Annotated in this window: 14 protein-coding genes; 10 read left to right on the top strand and 4 right to left on the bottom strand. The window is 64.1% G+C overall.

Going from position 1 to position 15,260, the window contains the following annotated elements; genetic code table 11:
- Positions 1-108 precede the first annotated feature (108 nt).
- From DFO45_RS01820 to DFO45_RS01790, 7 genes are all read left to right on the top strand, one after another.
- Positions 109-888 (top strand): IclR family transcriptional regulator, encoded by a 780-nt coding sequence (locus DFO45_RS01820; protein ID WP_133863527.1) that lies wholly within the window; start codon positions 109-111, stop codon positions 886-888.
- Between the two features lie 209 nt (positions 889-1,097).
- Complete coding sequence (locus DFO45_RS01815; protein ID WP_133863837.1) at positions 1,098-2,297, top strand: acyl-CoA dehydrogenase family protein; 1,200 nt, start codon at positions 1,098-1,100, stop codon at positions 2,295-2,297.
- A 24-nt stretch (positions 2,298-2,321) separates the two neighbouring features.
- The gene (locus DFO45_RS01810) at positions 2,322-3,479 is read left to right on the top strand and encodes an acyl-CoA dehydrogenase family protein (protein WP_133863526.1); all 1,158 of its coding nucleotides are present in this window, start codon (positions 2,322-2,324) and stop codon (positions 3,477-3,479) included.
- A 5-nt stretch (positions 3,480-3,484) separates the two neighbouring features.
- Positions 3,485-4,339, top strand: a complete 855-nt coding sequence (locus DFO45_RS01805; protein ID WP_133863525.1) for an SDR family oxidoreductase — start codon at positions 3,485-3,487, stop codon at positions 4,337-4,339.
- A gap of 73 nt (positions 4,340-4,412) precedes the next feature.
- Positions 4,413-5,159, top strand: a complete 747-nt coding sequence (locus DFO45_RS01800; RefSeq protein WP_133863524.1) for an electron transfer flavoprotein subunit beta/FixA family protein — start codon at positions 4,413-4,415, stop codon at positions 5,157-5,159.
- Positions 5,159-6,103 (top strand): FAD-binding protein, encoded by a 945-nt coding sequence (locus DFO45_RS01795; protein ID WP_133863523.1) that lies wholly within the window; start codon positions 5,159-5,161, stop codon positions 6,101-6,103. Before DFO45_RS01800 ends, DFO45_RS01795 begins: the two co-directional genes overlap by 1 nt.
- A gap of 41 nt (positions 6,104-6,144) precedes the next feature.
- A complete protein-coding gene (locus DFO45_RS01790) occupies positions 6,145-6,954 on the top strand; it encodes an enoyl-CoA hydratase/isomerase family protein (RefSeq protein WP_133863522.1) in 810 nt (269 codons plus the stop codon).
- 214 nt (positions 6,955-7,168) lie between these two features.
- Here the strand turns inward: DFO45_RS01790 and DFO45_RS01785 are convergent, their stop codons facing one another.
- The 4 genes from DFO45_RS01785 to DFO45_RS01770 all read right to left on the bottom strand — a co-directional run bounded on the left by DFO45_RS01785 (position 7,169) and on the right by DFO45_RS01770 (position 11,812).
- On the bottom strand, positions 7,169-8,323 hold the full coding sequence (locus tag DFO45_RS01785; protein ID WP_133863521.1) for an acyl-CoA dehydrogenase family protein: 1,155 nt from the start codon (positions 8,321-8,323) through the stop codon (positions 7,169-7,171).
- 10 nt (positions 8,324-8,333) lie between these two features.
- A complete protein-coding gene (locus DFO45_RS01780; RefSeq protein WP_166657026.1) occupies positions 8,334-9,455 on the bottom strand; it encodes an acyl-CoA dehydrogenase family protein in 1,122 nt (373 codons plus the stop codon).
- Positions 9,456-9,471: 16 nt separating this feature from the next.
- A complete protein-coding gene (locus tag DFO45_RS01775) occupies positions 9,472-10,692 on the bottom strand; it encodes a CoA transferase (protein WP_133863519.1) in 1,221 nt (406 codons plus the stop codon).
- A 157-nt stretch (positions 10,693-10,849) separates the two neighbouring features.
- Complete coding sequence (locus DFO45_RS01770) at positions 10,850-11,812, bottom strand: tripartite tricarboxylate transporter substrate binding protein (RefSeq protein ID WP_133863518.1); 963 nt, start codon at positions 11,810-11,812, stop codon at positions 10,850-10,852.
- A gap of 257 nt (positions 11,813-12,069) precedes the next feature.
- Here DFO45_RS01770 and DFO45_RS01765 point away from each other — a divergent pair, with 257 nt between their 5' ends.
- Genes DFO45_RS01765 through DFO45_RS01755 form a run of 3 tightly spaced genes read left to right on the top strand, consistent with a single transcriptional unit; the run spans position 12,070 to position 15,017 of the window.
- The gene (locus DFO45_RS01765) at positions 12,070-13,035 is read left to right on the top strand and encodes a tripartite tricarboxylate transporter substrate binding protein (RefSeq protein ID WP_133863517.1); all 966 of its coding nucleotides are present in this window, start codon (positions 12,070-12,072) and stop codon (positions 13,033-13,035) included.
- 35 nt (positions 13,036-13,070) lie between these two features.
- Positions 13,071-14,039, top strand: a complete 969-nt coding sequence (locus tag DFO45_RS01760) for a tripartite tricarboxylate transporter substrate binding protein (protein WP_133863516.1) — start codon at positions 13,071-13,073, stop codon at positions 14,037-14,039.
- Positions 14,040-14,075: 36 nt separating this feature from the next.
- Positions 14,076-15,017, top strand: coding sequence for a 3-hydroxyacyl-CoA dehydrogenase NAD-binding domain-containing protein (locus DFO45_RS01755; protein ID WP_133863515.1), 942 nt, complete (start codon positions 14,076-14,078; stop codon positions 15,015-15,017).
- The last annotated feature ends 243 nt before the right edge of the window (positions 15,018-15,260 follow it).

Raw genomic sequence — 15,260 nt, 5'->3', positions numbered from 1 at the left:
TTTTATTCTTTGCCTTGCCGGCATAAAGGTTGTGCGTTAAAAAATGAACCGATAGCACTTCCTGCTAGAGGGCTGGCCATCTAGTCCAGATCGCGGCGGATTGAGAGCATGGTCATCGCAAGCGCGCCCAAATCTACGCTACGGATGCTTGGCATTTTTAAAGCTATATCTGACTCCCCTAATGGGATGACCTTGGCCAAGCTTAGCGCGACGCTGGACTGCCCGAAGAGCAGCCTTCTAAATATGCTGCGCCCATTAGTGGCCCAGGACTATCTGGTCTGCGGAAATGGCGTCTATTCGCTCGGCTCGCGCATCTACAATCTGGCGGCAGACATCCTGGCCGCCCGCAAGCAGCCGGCGGTCATTCGCCAACACGCCCATGAACTCGCGGACGCCACGCGCGAAACGGTCATTGTCGCGACGATCGACCACGCGACCGACCTGACGGTCTATGTCGACGTCATCGAGAGCCCACAATCGGTTCGCTACACGGTACCGACCGGGGTGACACGGCCGCTCTACTGCTCCGCAGCCGGGCGTCTTTTGCTGGCCTTTCAGCCAGAAAGCTGGCGCGAAAGCTACCTGCAGCGGGTGGAGTTCCGCGCCTACACACCCCACACCGTCACGGACCGCGCCAAGCTGAGGTTGATCCTGGCCGACATTGCCAAGACCGGCATCGCATACAGCTCGGATCAAGCTGTCGAAGGTGCGGCCGGCCTGGCTGCTCCGATTTGGGGGGCGGATCACACGTTAGCGGCGGCGATTACGGTGGCCGCCCCTTCCGGACGCCTGGAGCAAAATCGAGCAGCGCTCCGTCGGGAGCTCATCCGAGCATCTTCGCGGGCCTCCGAAGCGCTCGGCTATCGGCCGGCCGAGGCCGTCGCCTAGCGGCCTTCCCACGCCACACATCCGATCCGAGCCGTACCGCGGCACGGCGGCGGCTGGCGGCTGCCATATCGCCCGTGCGCCGCAACGAGCATGCATGTGTTGCTTGCCGCCCCAACGCCCTCTGTCTCTTGGCAGAGCGAGGTCTGCCCGACAAAACGGAAGCCACTTCCATGGCCGTCAGAAGCCGTTTCCGTCGGGAGGCCGCCAAATTGGATCTTACATTTTCCCAAGAGGAGCTAGCGTTCCGCGATGAGGTGCGTGGCTTCATCCGCGAGAACCTGCCCGCCGATATTCGCGCGAAGGCCGGCCGGGTTCCCTATTTCGAAAAGGCAGACGTCGTAACCTGGCACCGCATTCTGGATGCCCGGGGGTGGGCCGCCTCCCATTGGCCGAAGGAGTATGGTGGCCCCGGCTGGACGGCGGTGCAGCGCTACATCTTCATGGAGGAACTCCTCCGTGTTCCGACGCCGGAGCCTCTGTCCTTCAACATCAACATGGTTGGGCCGGTGATCTACACCTTTGGCTCCGAAGCACAGAAGGCGCACTTTCTCCCGAAGATCCGCAGTCTGGACTACTGGTTCTGCCAGGGGTTCTCCGAACCCGGCGCCGGATCGGACCTTGCCTCACTCCGCACCACCGCCCGGCGCGATGGTGATGAGTATGTGATCAACGGACAGAAGACCTGGACCTCCACCGCACACGTGGCTGATTGGATGTTCTGCCTCGTCCGCACCGATCCGAGCGCGAAGAAGCAGGAGGGGATTTCCTTCGTCCTGATCGACATGAAGACGCCGGGCATCACCGTGCGCCCGATCATCACCATCGACGGGCATCATCACACCAACGAGGTGTTCCTCGACGACGTGCGGGTGCCTCTCGCCAATCGCATCGGGGCGGAGAACAAGGGCTGGGACTACGCAAAGTTCCTGCTGGGCAATGAACGAACCGGAATCGCGCGCGTGGGCCTGTCCCAGAGCCGCCTGACGCGGGCCGTGGAACTGGCAGGGACATCGACCGGGCATGAGCCCTCCCTCCTTCAGGATGCGTCGTTTCGCAAGAAGATCATCGAAGCCGAGATCGAGCTGAAGGCGCTGGAGATCACGGCGATGCGCATCATCGATCGCCAGAGGAAGCGCAACGATGGCCATCCCGATCCCGCGTCCTCGATCCTGAAGTTGCGGGGCGCGGAAACCCAGCAGGCGAGCGCTCAGCTCGCCCTCGATGCCGCAGGCCCCCTCGCCGCGCCTGCGGGCGGCCACTTCCCCGCCGGAGCCTCTGCCATCGACAGTCCATTCGTCGATGCCGATGGGGCCGCCTCCGTCTATCTGAGCTCTCGGGCTGCCTCGATCTACGGCGGGGCCAGCGAGGTTCAGAAAAACATTATCGCCAAGACGATCCTGGGCCTCTAGGCCGCTGAAGCCGGATACCGATCCATGGACATGGAATATTCCACCGAGCAGGACCTGCTGCGGGACAGCGCCGATCGGATGCTGGGCCAGCTCTACACCCACGCCCCGCGCGCAACGCTCTCGCCGTCGGAGCTTCACAACCGTCGCCGCGCGAACTGGCGCGCCTATGCGGACCTGGGCCTCTTGGGCCTGCCGTTCTCACAGGATCTGGACGGGCTGGGCGGCGCGTCTGTGGACGCCCAGATCATCATGGAGACCTGCGGCAAGCATCTTGCGCGCGAACCCTATGTCGCCTGCGCCATCCAGCCGGCAGCCGTGCTGAACAGGTCCGAGGCCTCTCCACATCTGCAAGAGCGGGTCAGCGGCATCATCAAGGGGCAGCTTGTCGTCGGCTTCGCCCACGATGAGGAGGACAGCAGGTATGGAACTGCACTTCCCCGGACCACCGCCCGGCGGCACGGAAGGGAGGTCAGTCTGACCGGGCGCAAGCTGATCGCTACCGGCGGGCTGCAGCCGGACATGGTCATCGTCAGCGCACGCCTGGAAGCCTCCGACGCGGTCGCCCTGCACCTCGTCGAAACAGGGAAAGCCGGCGTGCGGCTGAGCTGCATTCCCACATTCGACGGGTCGGAATGGACCGTCATCGACCTGGACGACGTCATCGTTCCCGCCAATGACCTGCTGCTGGAGGGCGATGCCGCGCTTGCCGCTATCTCCGCGGCGGAGGCAGAGGCCACAGCCGCCGTCTGCGGGGAAGCGGTGGGCCTGATGGATGCCATGCTTTGGGAGACGGTGTCCTACATCAAGACCCGCAGTCAGTTTGGCGGTCCGCTCAGCCGCTTCCAGGCGCTCCAGCACCGCTCAGCCGAGATGTACGTGGCCCTGGAGCAGGCCAGAAGCATGGCTCTCCTCGCGGCGATGCGCGCGTCGTCACCAGACGATCTGGACCGGACGCGGTCGCTCTCCGCGGCGAAGGTCCAGATCAATACATCCCTGCGCTTTGTCGGTCAGCAGGCGGTTCAGCTGCATGGCGGCATCGGCGTGACGGAGGAATGCTCCGTGGGCCAGCGCTTCAAGCGCACGACGATGCTCGAACGCATGTTCGGCGACACGTTCCATCACATGAATGTTCTCGACCGTAGCGGTGGCCTCGAAGGCCGTCTTCCCACCACGATTGGATAGCTCCCATGTTCGTAAGCGACCTGCTCAAGGGCAAGAAGATCCTGATCACCGGCGGCGGCACCGGCCTTGGTAAGAGCTTCGGCGCCAAGCTCGCCCAACTCGGTGCCGACCTGGTGATATGCGGCCGCCGGTCCGAGGTTCTCGAAGCCACCGCCGCGGAATTCCGGGCCGCCAGCGGCGTCAAGGTAGCGGCCGCGGTGTGTGATGTCCGCGATGGCGCCGCTATCGACGAGATGTTCAACCGCATCTGGGACGAGGGGCCGATCGATGCGTTGATCAACAACGCCGCCGGCAACTTCATCGCTCGCACCGAGACGTTGTCCCCGCGTGCCATAGACTCCGTGCTCGACATCGTCCTGCACGGCTCCCTCTACTGCTCGGTCGCGGCAGGAAAGCGGTGGATCGCCGATCAACGGAAGGGGACGATCCTGAGCATCGTCTCCGCCGCGGCCAACTCGGGCCGCGCCTTCACCGTGCCATCCGCTGCGGCAAAGGCGGGCGTGCTCGCAGCCATGCGTAGCCTCGCCGTCGAATGGGGGCATTATGGCATCCGCACCGTTTCGGTCTCCCCGGGCCTTTTCCCGACGAAAGCGGCATGGGGGCAGCTCTATCCCGAGGGTTCCAAGCTGACCGCCGAGGAAATGGAAGTTCCGCTGCGCCGCACGGGCGACCACGAGGAACTGGCAAATCTCGTCGCATACCTCCTGTCGGATCAGGCCGCGTACATCAACGGCGACTGCATCACCATGGACGGCGGACGGGATCTCCAGAACGGCGGCGGCAGCGGCGTCATGGGGCTGTTCGAATGGACGCCCCAGCGCTGGGAGAATTTCAAGGCCGGGAGCCGCGCCTCGTCCTGAACCTTCCCCTCTCCTGCCCCCGCGCATCGCGGCAGGAGAACGCCCCACCTACAGGTAGCAATTGGAGTGCCGTATGAAGATCCTCGTCCCGGTGAAGCGGGTGGTCGATTACAACGTCAAGGTTCGCGTGAAGAGCGACGGGTCGGGCGTCGACCTGGCCAACGTCAAGATGTCGATGAACCCATTCGACGAAATCGCCATCGAGGAGGCCATCCGGCTCAAGGAAGCCGGAAAGGCCGATGAGGTGGTGGTGGTTTCGATCGGTCCCGCCCAGGCGGTCGAGACCCTTCGGACCGGGCTCGCAATGGGCGCCGATCGCGCCATACTAATCAAGGTGGCCGAAAGCCCCGAACCGCTCGCCGTCGCGAAACTGCTTAAAGCAATCGTCGAGGAAGAGCACCCGCAACTGGTCATCCTCGGCAAGCAGGCCATCGACGACGACTGCAACCAGACAGGCCAGATGCTGGCAGCTCTGCTGGGCTGGTCGCAGGGCACCTTCGCCTCAAAGGTTACGCTCGCAGCGGACACCATCGAGGTCACGCGCGAAATCGACGGCGGCCTGCAGACCGTTGCGCTCAATATTCCGGCGATCATCACCACCGATCTGCGCCTGAACGAGCCGCGCTACGCCTCTCTGCCCAATATCATGAAGGCCAAGAAGAAGCCGCTCGAGGAGCGGGATGGCTCCGCCATGGGCGTCGACCTGGCGCCGCGATTGGAGCTTGTCAGAACCGCGGACCCCTCAGGTCGCAGCGCGGGCGAGAAGGTGGGCTCCGTCCCGGAACTGCTGTCCAAGCTCAAATCCGTTGGAGCGCTGTGATGACGACCCTGCTGATTGCCGAACACAACAACGCTTCCCTCAACGAGGCCACCGCCAAGGCCCTGTCCGCCGCCAAAGCCCTGACCGCGCCCGTCCACATCCTGGTGGCGGGCGAGAATGCACGGCCGGTCGCCGATGCCGCAGCGCGCCTCGTGGGCGTGGAGAAGGTATTGCTGGCGGAAGGAGCCACATTCGCTCGCCCGTTGGCGGAGCCCCTCGCGGGTCTCATCGTCGGCCTAGCTGAGAACTATGACGCCATCGTCGCCCCTGCCACGGCCTCGGGCAAGAACGTGCTCCCCCGCGTAGCCGCGCTGCTGGACGTCATGCAGGTCTCCGACGTGATTAAGGTGGTGTCCCCCGACACATTCGAGCGCCCGATTTATGCGGGCAACGCAATCCAGACCGTACGCTCGCGCGATGCCAAGAAGGTCCTCACGATCCGCATCGCGGCCTTCCCCCCGGTAGCGGAGGGCGGGCATGCGCCGATCGAGGCTATCGGCCCAGCCAACGATCCCGGCATCTCGCGGGTGGCCAGCGAAGAGCTGTCGAAGTCGGACAGGCCCGAGCTCGCCGCGGCCAAGATCATCATCTCCGGCGGCCGCGCCCTCGGGTCGGCAGAGAATTTCAGCACATACGTCTCCCCCGTGGCGGACAAGCTGGGCGCGGCGGTGGGCGCCTCGCGCGCGGCCGTGGATGCAGGCTACGCCCCCAACGACCTCCAGGTCGGCCAGACCGGCAAGGTGGTGGCGCCGGACCTCTACATCGCCGTCGGCATTTCGGGCGCCATCCAGCATCTCGCTGGCATGAAGGACTCGAAAGTCATCGTCGCGATCAACAAGGATGAAGAGGCGCCGATCTTCCAGGTCGCCGACTTCGGCCTTGTGGGTGATCTCTTCACGCTCCTGCCCGAGCTCGAAGCCGAGCTTGGCAAGCTCGGGCGTTGACCCGCCCTCACCTCTCCGGAAACAGTTCGAAGGATCAGCAGATGACCTCCCGTTACGATGCCTACCAGCGGCTCAAGATTGATTTCCCGGCTGACCGCGTCCTGCGCGTCACCATGAACAACCCGGCCAGCCTCAACTCGGCCGACCAGCGGATGCATGGCGAGCTCGGCACGATTTGGCGGGACATCGACGCCGATCCGGAGGTCAACGCCGTGATTATCACCGGCGCCGGTAAGGCGTTCTCCGCCGGCGGCGACTTCGAGATGATCGACGGCATCATGAATGATTTCGAGACTCGCGCCCGCAACTGGAAGGAGGCGAAGGACATCGTCTACAATGTGATCAACTGTTCGAAGCCAATCGTCAGCGCGATGCGTGGCCCGGCGGTGGGTGCCGGCCTAGTGTGCGGGATGCTGGCCGACATCTCCATCGCCTCGAAGAAGGCGAAGATCATCGACGGCCATACGCGGCTCGGCGTCGCCGCCGGCGATCACGCCGCCATTGTGTGGCCGCTGCTCTGCGGCATGGCCAAGGCGAAATACTATCTGCTGCTCTGTGATCCGCTCTCCGGCGAGGAGGCGGAACGGATCGGCCTGGTGTCATTGGCCGTCGAGGACGAGGAGCTGGACCAGAAGGCGATCGAGATCGCCACGCGCCTGGCGACAGGCGCGCAGAGTGCCATTCGCTGGACCAAGTATTCGCTGAACAATTGGCTGCGGCAGGCCGGTCCGACGTTCGACGCCTCGCTCGCGCTGGAGTTCCTGGGCTTCACCGGCCCCGATGTGGCGGCCGGCCTTGCCTCGTTCAAGGAAAAGCGCGCTCCGGAGTTCCCGAAGACGTCCCCACTCTGAACGTACCTCACGCCGAAGAACAGACGCAGAGGCAGTTGAACGGGGCCTACCTTCGGGTAGGCCCCGTTCTCTTTTGATCCCGTTGACGGCCAGTCGGAGACCACCTGGCCTTCGGCCACTGGAGTGCCCGCTTATTCAACGCCCTCCGGCATGGAGGGAGCCGCCGGGCAATCCTAGGGCTGCCCGCGCCTCCGCGAAGCTTGCCCGAGTGCATTCAGGCGGAGGGCAGGCCCAGGACGGACGATGCCAGAATGTTCCGCTGGATCTCGTTCGTCCCACCATAGATCGACGAAGGACGTGCGTTGTAGAACGGGCTCAGAACGTCGATTGCCTGGTTGCCCATCAGGGTTGGCCCATCCACCATGGACGCGGGACCGGCGCAGTCGAGGATCAGTTCGGTAATGCGCTGGAAGGTCTCCGTGCCCCAGATTTTCAGCAGCGAGATGTCCGCACCGAGCTTCTGGCCATTCCTCACCTGCTCGGTGAACCTCCGATAGAGCGAGTTGAGATCAGCGACGTCGAGCTGCACTTGGTCATAGGCGGCGCGAAAGGCGGGGTCGTATGCCTTTCCATTGAGCTGTGCCAACGTGCCGAGCCGCGCCAGGGCGCCTTGCGCGAGCTTTGGACTTCCCAGGAACAGGCGCTCAAAGCTGAGGAGATCCTTGGCAACACCCCAGCCTTTGTTGAGTTCGCCAACGAGACCGCTCCGCGGCACGCGCACGTTATCGAAGAAGACCTCGCAAAATTCCTCCGCGCCACTGAGCGTGCGCATGGGGCGGACGGTGATGCCAGGCGTGCTCATGCTGAGCAGGATGAAGCTGATCCCCTCCTGCTTCCGCACGTTCTTGTCCGTGCGCGCAAGAAGGAACATGTGCGTCGCTTCCTGAGCCAGCGTAGACCAGGTCTTCTGGCCATTGATGACGAACACGTCGCCATCGAGAACGGCCTCGGTCCGCAGGCTGGCCAAGTCCGAACCAGCGTTCGGCTCCGAATAGCCCTGGCACCAGATCTCCTCGCCGGAGATGATCTTCGGGAGGTAGCGCTGCTGCTGCTCCGGGGTGCCCTGCTGGATCAACAACGGCCCCACCATGATGATGCCGTGGTCGGGGACGCGTGAGACCCCGTGGGCCTCCTGCTCCTCGATGAATATGATCAACTTCCGTGGGTCGAGGCCTGCGCCGCCGAACGCCCTCGGCCATGCCGGCGCGATCCAGCCGTGGTCGGACAATGTCTTGTACCAGCCGCCGACCTTGTCCATCCCCAGGCGGTGCGCCGAGTATCGGAGCTCCTCCGGGTAGTGCGTGACGAAGAACGCGCGAATGAGCTTGCGGAATTCGTCGTCGGACAGGGCGTTCCAATCCTGCTGCATCTGGGTCCCCTCAGCCATTGCGCACCTGTTCTCCGAAGCGTCGGGCCTGGACATTGGCATTGCCCAGCCACGCGGTGAGCACGAGCGCCCGCTTGAGGAAAAGACCGATCTCGTGCTCGTCGGTGAAGCCGATGCCACCGTGAAGCTGAATAGCCTCGCGCGTGACCCGTTGTGCCGCGGTCGCCGCCCGTGCCTTGGCCCGGCTTGCACCCCGAGCCAGGACAGAGGGCACCGGCCGGGCCGCGATCTCAGCGAGTACGTGGTCCAGAACCGATGCCGCCAGTTCCTGTTGCAAATACAGGTCGGCCATGCGGTGCTGCAGGGCCTGGAAGCTGCCGATGGTCTTCCCGAACTGCTTGCGGGTCTTCAAATAATCCTTCGTGCGATCCAGCGTCTCGCGCACCAGCCCCAGCAGCTCGGCGGAGGTCGCGAGAAGCGCCCAGTCCCGGGCATCCTCCAGCATGCCGGCCACGTCGCCTCCCGCGGACAGCAGCGCCGCGGGGGAAATCTCGGCATCGATCTCCAGATGAAGAACCGAGCCGCCATCGGCCCGGGTCTCTTGCCGGGACGCGATGCCGACCTGATCGGCGGCGAGCCAGAAGAGCGCAGACTCCCCATCCCCCAAGACCGGCAGCAGATAGCCGTCGGCCGGTTCACCAGGAATGAGATAGGATGCGGTGCCGGTGATCCGGATCCCGTCTCGTGATGCGACGGAGGCAAACGAAAGCGCCTCGCCCTCCGCCCCCCAGACCACGCAGGGGACCAGCTCTCCAGCCATGAGCGCGCCAAGCAATTTGTCCCGCAGCGCTCCGCGCGGGGACCGCGACAGCAGGCGCGCGACAGGGATCGCGGATGCCGCAACCGGCTCCCGCACCAACCTGGCCCCAAGGGGCGGCATCACCGCCGCCAAGGCGTCCGGGCCCATGCCGAAGCCGCCGTCCGCCTCCGGAACTGCGATCGAGAACCAGCCCATGGATGCGAACTCCGCCCAGAGTTCGCGATCGACCCCGCGATCAGGTCGACGCATCGCTTCCACCTTCAGGCGGCGCTTTGCGAAGCCTTCCGCGGCCTCGGCCAGAAGGCGCACGTCCTCATTTCCGGCATACGCCAGGATATCGAGACTGCCTGTCATATCCGCTCTCCCGGCATCACTTGGATGTCGCTGCAGCGACCCGACGACGCCCATCGCCTTCGCGGGCCTTGTGTCGTTCGAGTTCTTCGACGATCTCACCCGTATGTTCGCCCAGGCGCGGCGGCAGACGGCACACACCGGCCGGCGTTTCCGAGAAACGGGTCGGCACCGACATGGTCACGAATGCCCCTTCCGTCGGATGGGTGGTGCGATGGAAGAAATCCGTTTCCTTCAGGTACGGATCGTGGAAGATCTCATCCAGCGTCAGGACCGGCCCATTGGGAATGTCGGCCGCATCCAAACGCTTCCGCCAATCGTCCGTCGTTCGCCGGGACATGGCGTCGGTGACGATCTCGTAGAGAGCGTCGATGTTGCGCGAGCGCGGCGCGATCTCCGCGAAGCGCGGATCGCCCACAAGGTCGGGACGGTCGATGACGCCGAACATCCGCCGCCACTGCTCATCGGTGTTGGCCAACAGGCAGACGTAGCCGTCCAGGGTGCGGTACGGACGGCGATGGGGCGTCAGCATTCGGCTGTAGCCAAGGCCCTTCTCCGGTTCGTCGAACACACCCGCCCAGAGATGCTCAAGCATGTTGAACCCGACCATGGTCTCCATCATCGGGACATGCACTTCCTGCCCGATGCCCTGACGCTCGCAGGCGTACAAAGCCATGCCGATCGAGGACGCAAGGACGTAGCCGCACAGCTTGTCGCATATGACCGTCGGGAAATACCGGGGTTCGCCCGATGCATGGCCATTCAAAGCGGCGATGCCGCTGACGCCCTGGATGACATCGTCAAATGCTGGCCACTCGGCGCGCGAGGAGTCCTGTCGATAGCCGCCGGCGGAGGCGTAGACGATCCTCGGGTTGCGTGCCGAGATCGCGGCATAGTCAATCCCCAGCCGCTGGGCCGCCCCGAGCCGCATCGAATGGACGAAGACGTCGGCGGTCTCCACCAGTTCAAGCAGGGTCTCGCGGCACTCCGGCTTCTTCAAATCCAACACCATGGACCGCTTGTTGCGATTGATGTTGAGGAAGAAGCTTCCCATTCCATGGCTTCTCGAGGGGCCGACGTAGCGGGTGTAATCCCCCTCCGGAGCCTCGATCTTGATCACGTCGGCGCCCATGTCGCCGAGAATTTGCGTCGCCGTCGGCCCCAGCACGTTTGATGTGAGGTCCAGCACGCGGATGCCCGCCAGGGGTCCTCCGCCAACCTTCTTATCGGTCTCGCTCAATGTCCTACTCCACCCGTATGCGCGACCTGCGACCCGACGGCCGCTCGGAACTCCGGCCCTGACATGTGTGAGGGCCGCGCACCGCCCTGCGGTGCGCCATCGTTGTTTTGGGCCATGGGCGTTTCATCGCGCCCCAGCTTCCCGCAGCGCGGCGACCTCACTCCAGCCGCACGTTGGCCGACTGGATGATATTACCCCAGAGAGCACGCTCATCCTTGAGATACTGGATGTATTCGGCAGTCGTGGAGCCAATCGGCTCCGCGGTCTGCGCCGCGAGCCGTTCGCGCACACTCGGGTCCTGGAGAGCTGCGCTGAACTCCTTCTGGAGGCGGGCAATGATGGCCGCCGGCGTCTTGGCGGGCGCCATGACTCCCTGCCACGAATAGACCTCAAAGTCGGGCTGCAAGGTCTCCGCGATCGTCGGCACGTCGGGCAGCTCAGGAAGGCGCTTTTTGCTCGTGACCGCCAGCCCGCGCACAGTGCCGGCCTTCACCTGCGGGATCGCCGTGTTCGCCGTGTCCGTATAGAATTGCACGGCTCCGGCCATGACGTCGTTCAAGGCCGGGCCGCCCCCGCGATAGGCGACGTGCACGGCCTCAATACCGGCAGCGCGCTGCAGGAGCAGGTTCGCCAGATGCGTCGAGCCGCCGATGCCCGAGGAGGCATAAGAGAGCTTCCCGGGACGGGCCTTGGCATACTCCACGAACTCCGCCAGCGTCTTGACCGGAATAGAAGGGTTCACCACCAGCAGAAGGGGGACGCGGGCGGTCAGCAGAATGGGGTCGAAGTCCTTCTCCGCATTGTAACCCAGGGATTTATAGAGCCAGGGGTTCGTCACGATGAAGGACGTATTGTAGAGAAGCGTGTAGCCATCCGGCGCCGCGCGGGCCACAACTTCCGCGCCAATGTTGCCGTTCGCTCCGGCCCGGTTCTCCACGATCACCGCCACGCCCATCTGCTTTGTCAGTTGCTGCGCCAGGATGCGAGCAACCACATCGGTGCCACCGCCGGCCGCGAAGGGCAGTACGAGTTTGATTGGACGACTGGGATAGACGTCGTCCGCACGGGCTGCCGAGAGCGGAAGCATGAGTGCGATGAGGATGGTCAGCAGACGGCTCATCTTAGACCTCAAAGGCCCTATTCGGGCGGTTGCATTGCTTGGTGACGTCCTCAACAGAGGCCTTGGCGCCCGACCAATCAACCTGGAACCCGCCGACGGCGATGATGAACACGGATGTGTCGCTCGCTCGGCTGCCGGTCCGATGGCAATGCGCATATCCGTGCGATCAAACCGCTTGGCGTTGACCCCCGAGAGCGAAGCGTAGCCCACTTCGCCCCCGCAATGGCCCACCAGAGGCCGCCAAAGGGAATGACGCCATGAGGAAGCTGCTTGGAGTGTTTCTCGCGCTGTGTTTTTGCAGCACACCAGCGTTTGCGCAGACCTATCCGGAGCGCCCCGTGCGCATCATCGTCCCGTTCAGCCCAGGCGGATCGACGGATGTGACCGCCCGTGTCCTGGCAGATGGTCTCTCCAAGCGCCTTAAGCAGCAGTTCATCGTCGAGAACAAGCCTGGCGCCGCAGGGACCACTGGCATCGATCTCATCGCCAAATCCAAACCGGATGGCTACAACATCGGTCTCAGCGGCGTGGGCCCGACCGCGATCATTCCCATGATCGATCCCACCCTGCCCTACAATCCGGCCAAGGACCTCGACACCATTGCCGTGCTGACGGCGATCGATCTCGTTCTCGTTGCCCGTCCGAACTTCGGGCCGAAGACGCTCAAGGAGGTCATCGCCTACGCGAAAGCAAATCCCGGCAAGGTCACCTATGGCTCAACAGGCGTGGCCGGACCGGTACACTTTGGCCTGGAGTATCTGGCGCGTCTGGCCGACGCGAAGATGCTCCACGTGCCGTACACCGGCGATTCGCAGATGGTCAACGCCCTGCTCTCCGGGGAGATCGACATCGGCTACCTCACCTATGCAGGCGGCCAGGCGTTCGTCTCCAGCGGCAAGGTAAGGGCGCTCGCCGCCGGCGGCCCGCAGCGCATCAAGTCCATGCCAGAGCTGGAGACCGTCGGCGAGATCATGGGCTGGCCGGACTATTCCGCTTACACCTGGAACACCTTGGTCGCCCGCAAGGGGACGCCGCCGGACGTGCTCCAAAAGCTCAACATGGCGGTCAATGACGTATTGCACGAGCCGCTGACGAAGGACCGGTTCGGCAACCTGGGTCTCATCATCCTTGGCGGGAGCGTTGATGACGCGCGCAAATTCGTGGCGAGCGAGGTTGAGAAATACAAAAAAATCCAGGCGATCACGGACATCGAGCGCGAATGACGCAGTGACGGACAGCGAACGAAGAAAGGAACAAGATGAAACACGTTCTGCTCGGCATCATTGCATCGGCGCTCATCTGCACCACGGGTCACGCTCAGACAAATTACCCCCAACGTCCCGTGAAGATCGTCGTCGGTTACGCACCCGGCGGCGCAACGGACGTCGCGACGCGTGTCGTTGCCAGTGAAATGACCAAAATCCTGAAACAACAGGTGATCGTCGAGAACCGGGTGGGCGGGTCCGGCACGATCGGCATGGACAACGTGGCCAAGTCGAAACCCGACGGCTACACGCTTGGCATGGCAGGCGTCGGCGCGACGGCCATTACGCCTTATCTCGATCCCAATCCGACATACATTCCCACACGTGATTTCACGGTGATCGGGGGCGTCTATCGGGCGGACTTCCTCATCTGTGCCCGCGCCAACCTTCCTCAGAAAACCCTTCAAGATCTCCTGGCCTATGCGAAGGCGAACCCAGGCAAGGTCGCCTATGGGTCGGTCGGGATCGCCAGCCCGAACCACGTCCAGCATGAGGAACTCGCCCGCTTAGGCGGGGCCACGATGCTGCACGTTCCCTATACGGGCGAATCGCCGATCGTCCCGGCACTCCTCACCGGCCAGCTCGACATCGCACTGCTGACGGTCAATGCCGCCGAGCCATTCATCCGGGAAGGCAAGATCCGTGTTCTCGCGGTGGGTGGCCCCAATCGGACCCCGGCGTTCCCAGATGTACCGACTGCGGCGGACATACTTGGCGCGCCAGACTACACGGCCAACTCCTGGACCGTGCTGATTGCGCCGCGGGGCACACCGCCTGCCATCATCGAGACCCTGAACAACGCCTTGAACACCGCATTGGCGCTACCCGAGGTGAAAGAGCGTTTCACCAAGATGGGGCTTTCGCTGATGAGCGGGACCTCCGAGGAAGCCCAGGCCTTCGTCTCGGCCGAAGTCGACAGATACCGCAAACTGGTGAAGTTGAACGACATCAAACGCGAATGATCGCCCCCAAGCCCTCCTTCATCCGGATCGGTCACCATGACGGCCTATAGAAGCGGGCCCGCGATAAAGCGGGTTGGACTTGTGGCAGGCGGTTACGTCGGCGCCGGCTGGGCAGCGTTCCTGCTCTCCCGGGGGCTCGAGGTGCGGGTCTACATGCGTCGGCCGGAGGCGGCCGACGAACTGCGTAGTGCCGTGCAAACGATGTGGCCTGATCTGGTGCAGATCGGGTTGGCGGCGGATGCCGATCCCTCACGGCTGATCGTGCTCCCATCCCTGGATGCCGCCTTGGAAGGCTGCGACTTCGTGCAGGAGAATGCGCCAGAGAACCCGGCCCTGAAGGCCAAGCTCTATCAGGAGATCGACGCCGCGGTGCCAGCAGACGTGCTCATCGCCAGCAGCACCTCCTCGCTCTCGATCACCGACATGCAGGCGCACTGCACGCATCCGCAACGTTGCGTGCTGGGTCATCCCTTCACGCCCACGCATCTCATGCGCCTCGTCGAGGTAGTCGGCGGCGCGCAGACCGATCCCGCCGCTGTCGATGCCGCGATCCGCACCTATGAGGGCTGGGGAAAGAAACCCGTCCGTCTCAACCGCGAAATCTTCGGGCACATCGGAAACCGGCTGGCCAGCGCACTGTGGCGTGAGGCCGTCAACCTGCTGCTGGAAGGGGTCGCATCGGTGGAGGACATCGACAAGGCCCTCGTGGAAGGGCCGGGTCGGAAATGGGCGATTGCAGGCCCCTTCGAGAGCTACCACCTGTCCGGCGGCAAGGGCGGGATGAGCCGCTTCCTGGACAGCTATTCCGCCGGAATTCAGCGCCGATGGGACGACCTGGGAGCCCCCCGCCTCGATGCGACCACTAAGGACCGCATCGCCTCTCAGGTGGAGCAGGGCTTCTCGCGCGCTCCCCTCGCGGAGCGTGAGGCCCGGCGGGGCGCGCTGCTGGTGGCGATGATGCGGGCTCTCGATACGTAAGATCTACACATGCCGCATGCGATGCCGTGAGGACGCCCACGCCGGAGGCGTGCGCGTCGGGCCGCCATCTCGGCAACGGGTCCGCCCTCATCCAGGCTTTGCGGAACCATCTCGGCTCGGCAACGCGGCTACGTTCGCACGTTCTGGTGCGGGTTGCTCATCCCCGTGGCCTGCGGCCGGCCGTGTCGCAACGACCACCTCCAGGCCCTCTCCGGCGATGAACAACCGCTCCAGCAGCCCCAC

This window comes from Azorhizobium sp. AG788, from assembly GCF_004364705.1.
GTDB classification, from domain to species: Bacteria; Pseudomonadota; Alphaproteobacteria; order Rhizobiales; family Xanthobacteraceae; genus Azorhizobium; species Azorhizobium caulinodans.
This window is presented reverse-complemented; position numbering and strand designations above follow the sequence as displayed.

Bases quoted from the DNA above. Each gene is read 5' to 3' on its own strand.
- DFO45_RS01820 (WP_133863527.1), top strand. From the start codon at position 109: ATGGTCATCGCAAGCGCGCCCAAATCTACGCTACGGATGCTTGGCATT.
- DFO45_RS01810 (WP_133863526.1), top strand. From the start codon at position 2,322: ATGGACATGGAATATTCCACCGAGCAGGACCTGCTGCGGGACAGCGCC.
- DFO45_RS01805 (WP_133863525.1), top strand. From the start codon at position 3,485: ATGTTCGTAAGCGACCTGCTCAAGGGCAAGAAGATCCTGATCACCGGC.
- DFO45_RS01800 (WP_133863524.1), top strand. From the start codon at position 4,413: ATGAAGATCCTCGTCCCGGTGAAGCGGGTGGTCGATTACAACGTCAAG.
- DFO45_RS01795 (WP_133863523.1), top strand. From the start codon at position 5,159: ATGACGACCCTGCTGATTGCCGAACACAACAACGCTTCCCTCAACGAG.
- DFO45_RS01790 (WP_133863522.1), top strand. From the start codon at position 6,145: ATGACCTCCCGTTACGATGCCTACCAGCGGCTCAAGATTGATTTCCCG.
- DFO45_RS01785 (WP_133863521.1), bottom strand. From the start codon at position 8,323: ATGCAGCAGGATTGGAACGCCCTGTCCGACGACGAATTCCGCAAGCTC.
- DFO45_RS01780 (WP_166657026.1), bottom strand. From the start codon at position 9,455: ATGACAGGCAGTCTCGATATCCTGGCGTATGCCGGAAATGAGGACGTG.
- DFO45_RS01770 (WP_133863518.1), bottom strand. From the start codon at position 11,812: ATGAGCCGTCTGCTGACCATCCTCATCGCACTCATGCTTCCGCTCTCG.
- DFO45_RS01765 (WP_133863517.1), top strand. From the start codon at position 12,070: ATGAGGAAGCTGCTTGGAGTGTTTCTCGCGCTGTGTTTTTGCAGCACA.
- DFO45_RS01760 (WP_133863516.1), top strand. From the start codon at position 13,071: ATGAAACACGTTCTGCTCGGCATCATTGCATCGGCGCTCATCTGCACC.
- DFO45_RS01755 (WP_133863515.1), top strand. From the start codon at position 14,076: ATGACGGCCTATAGAAGCGGGCCCGCGATAAAGCGGGTTGGACTTGTG.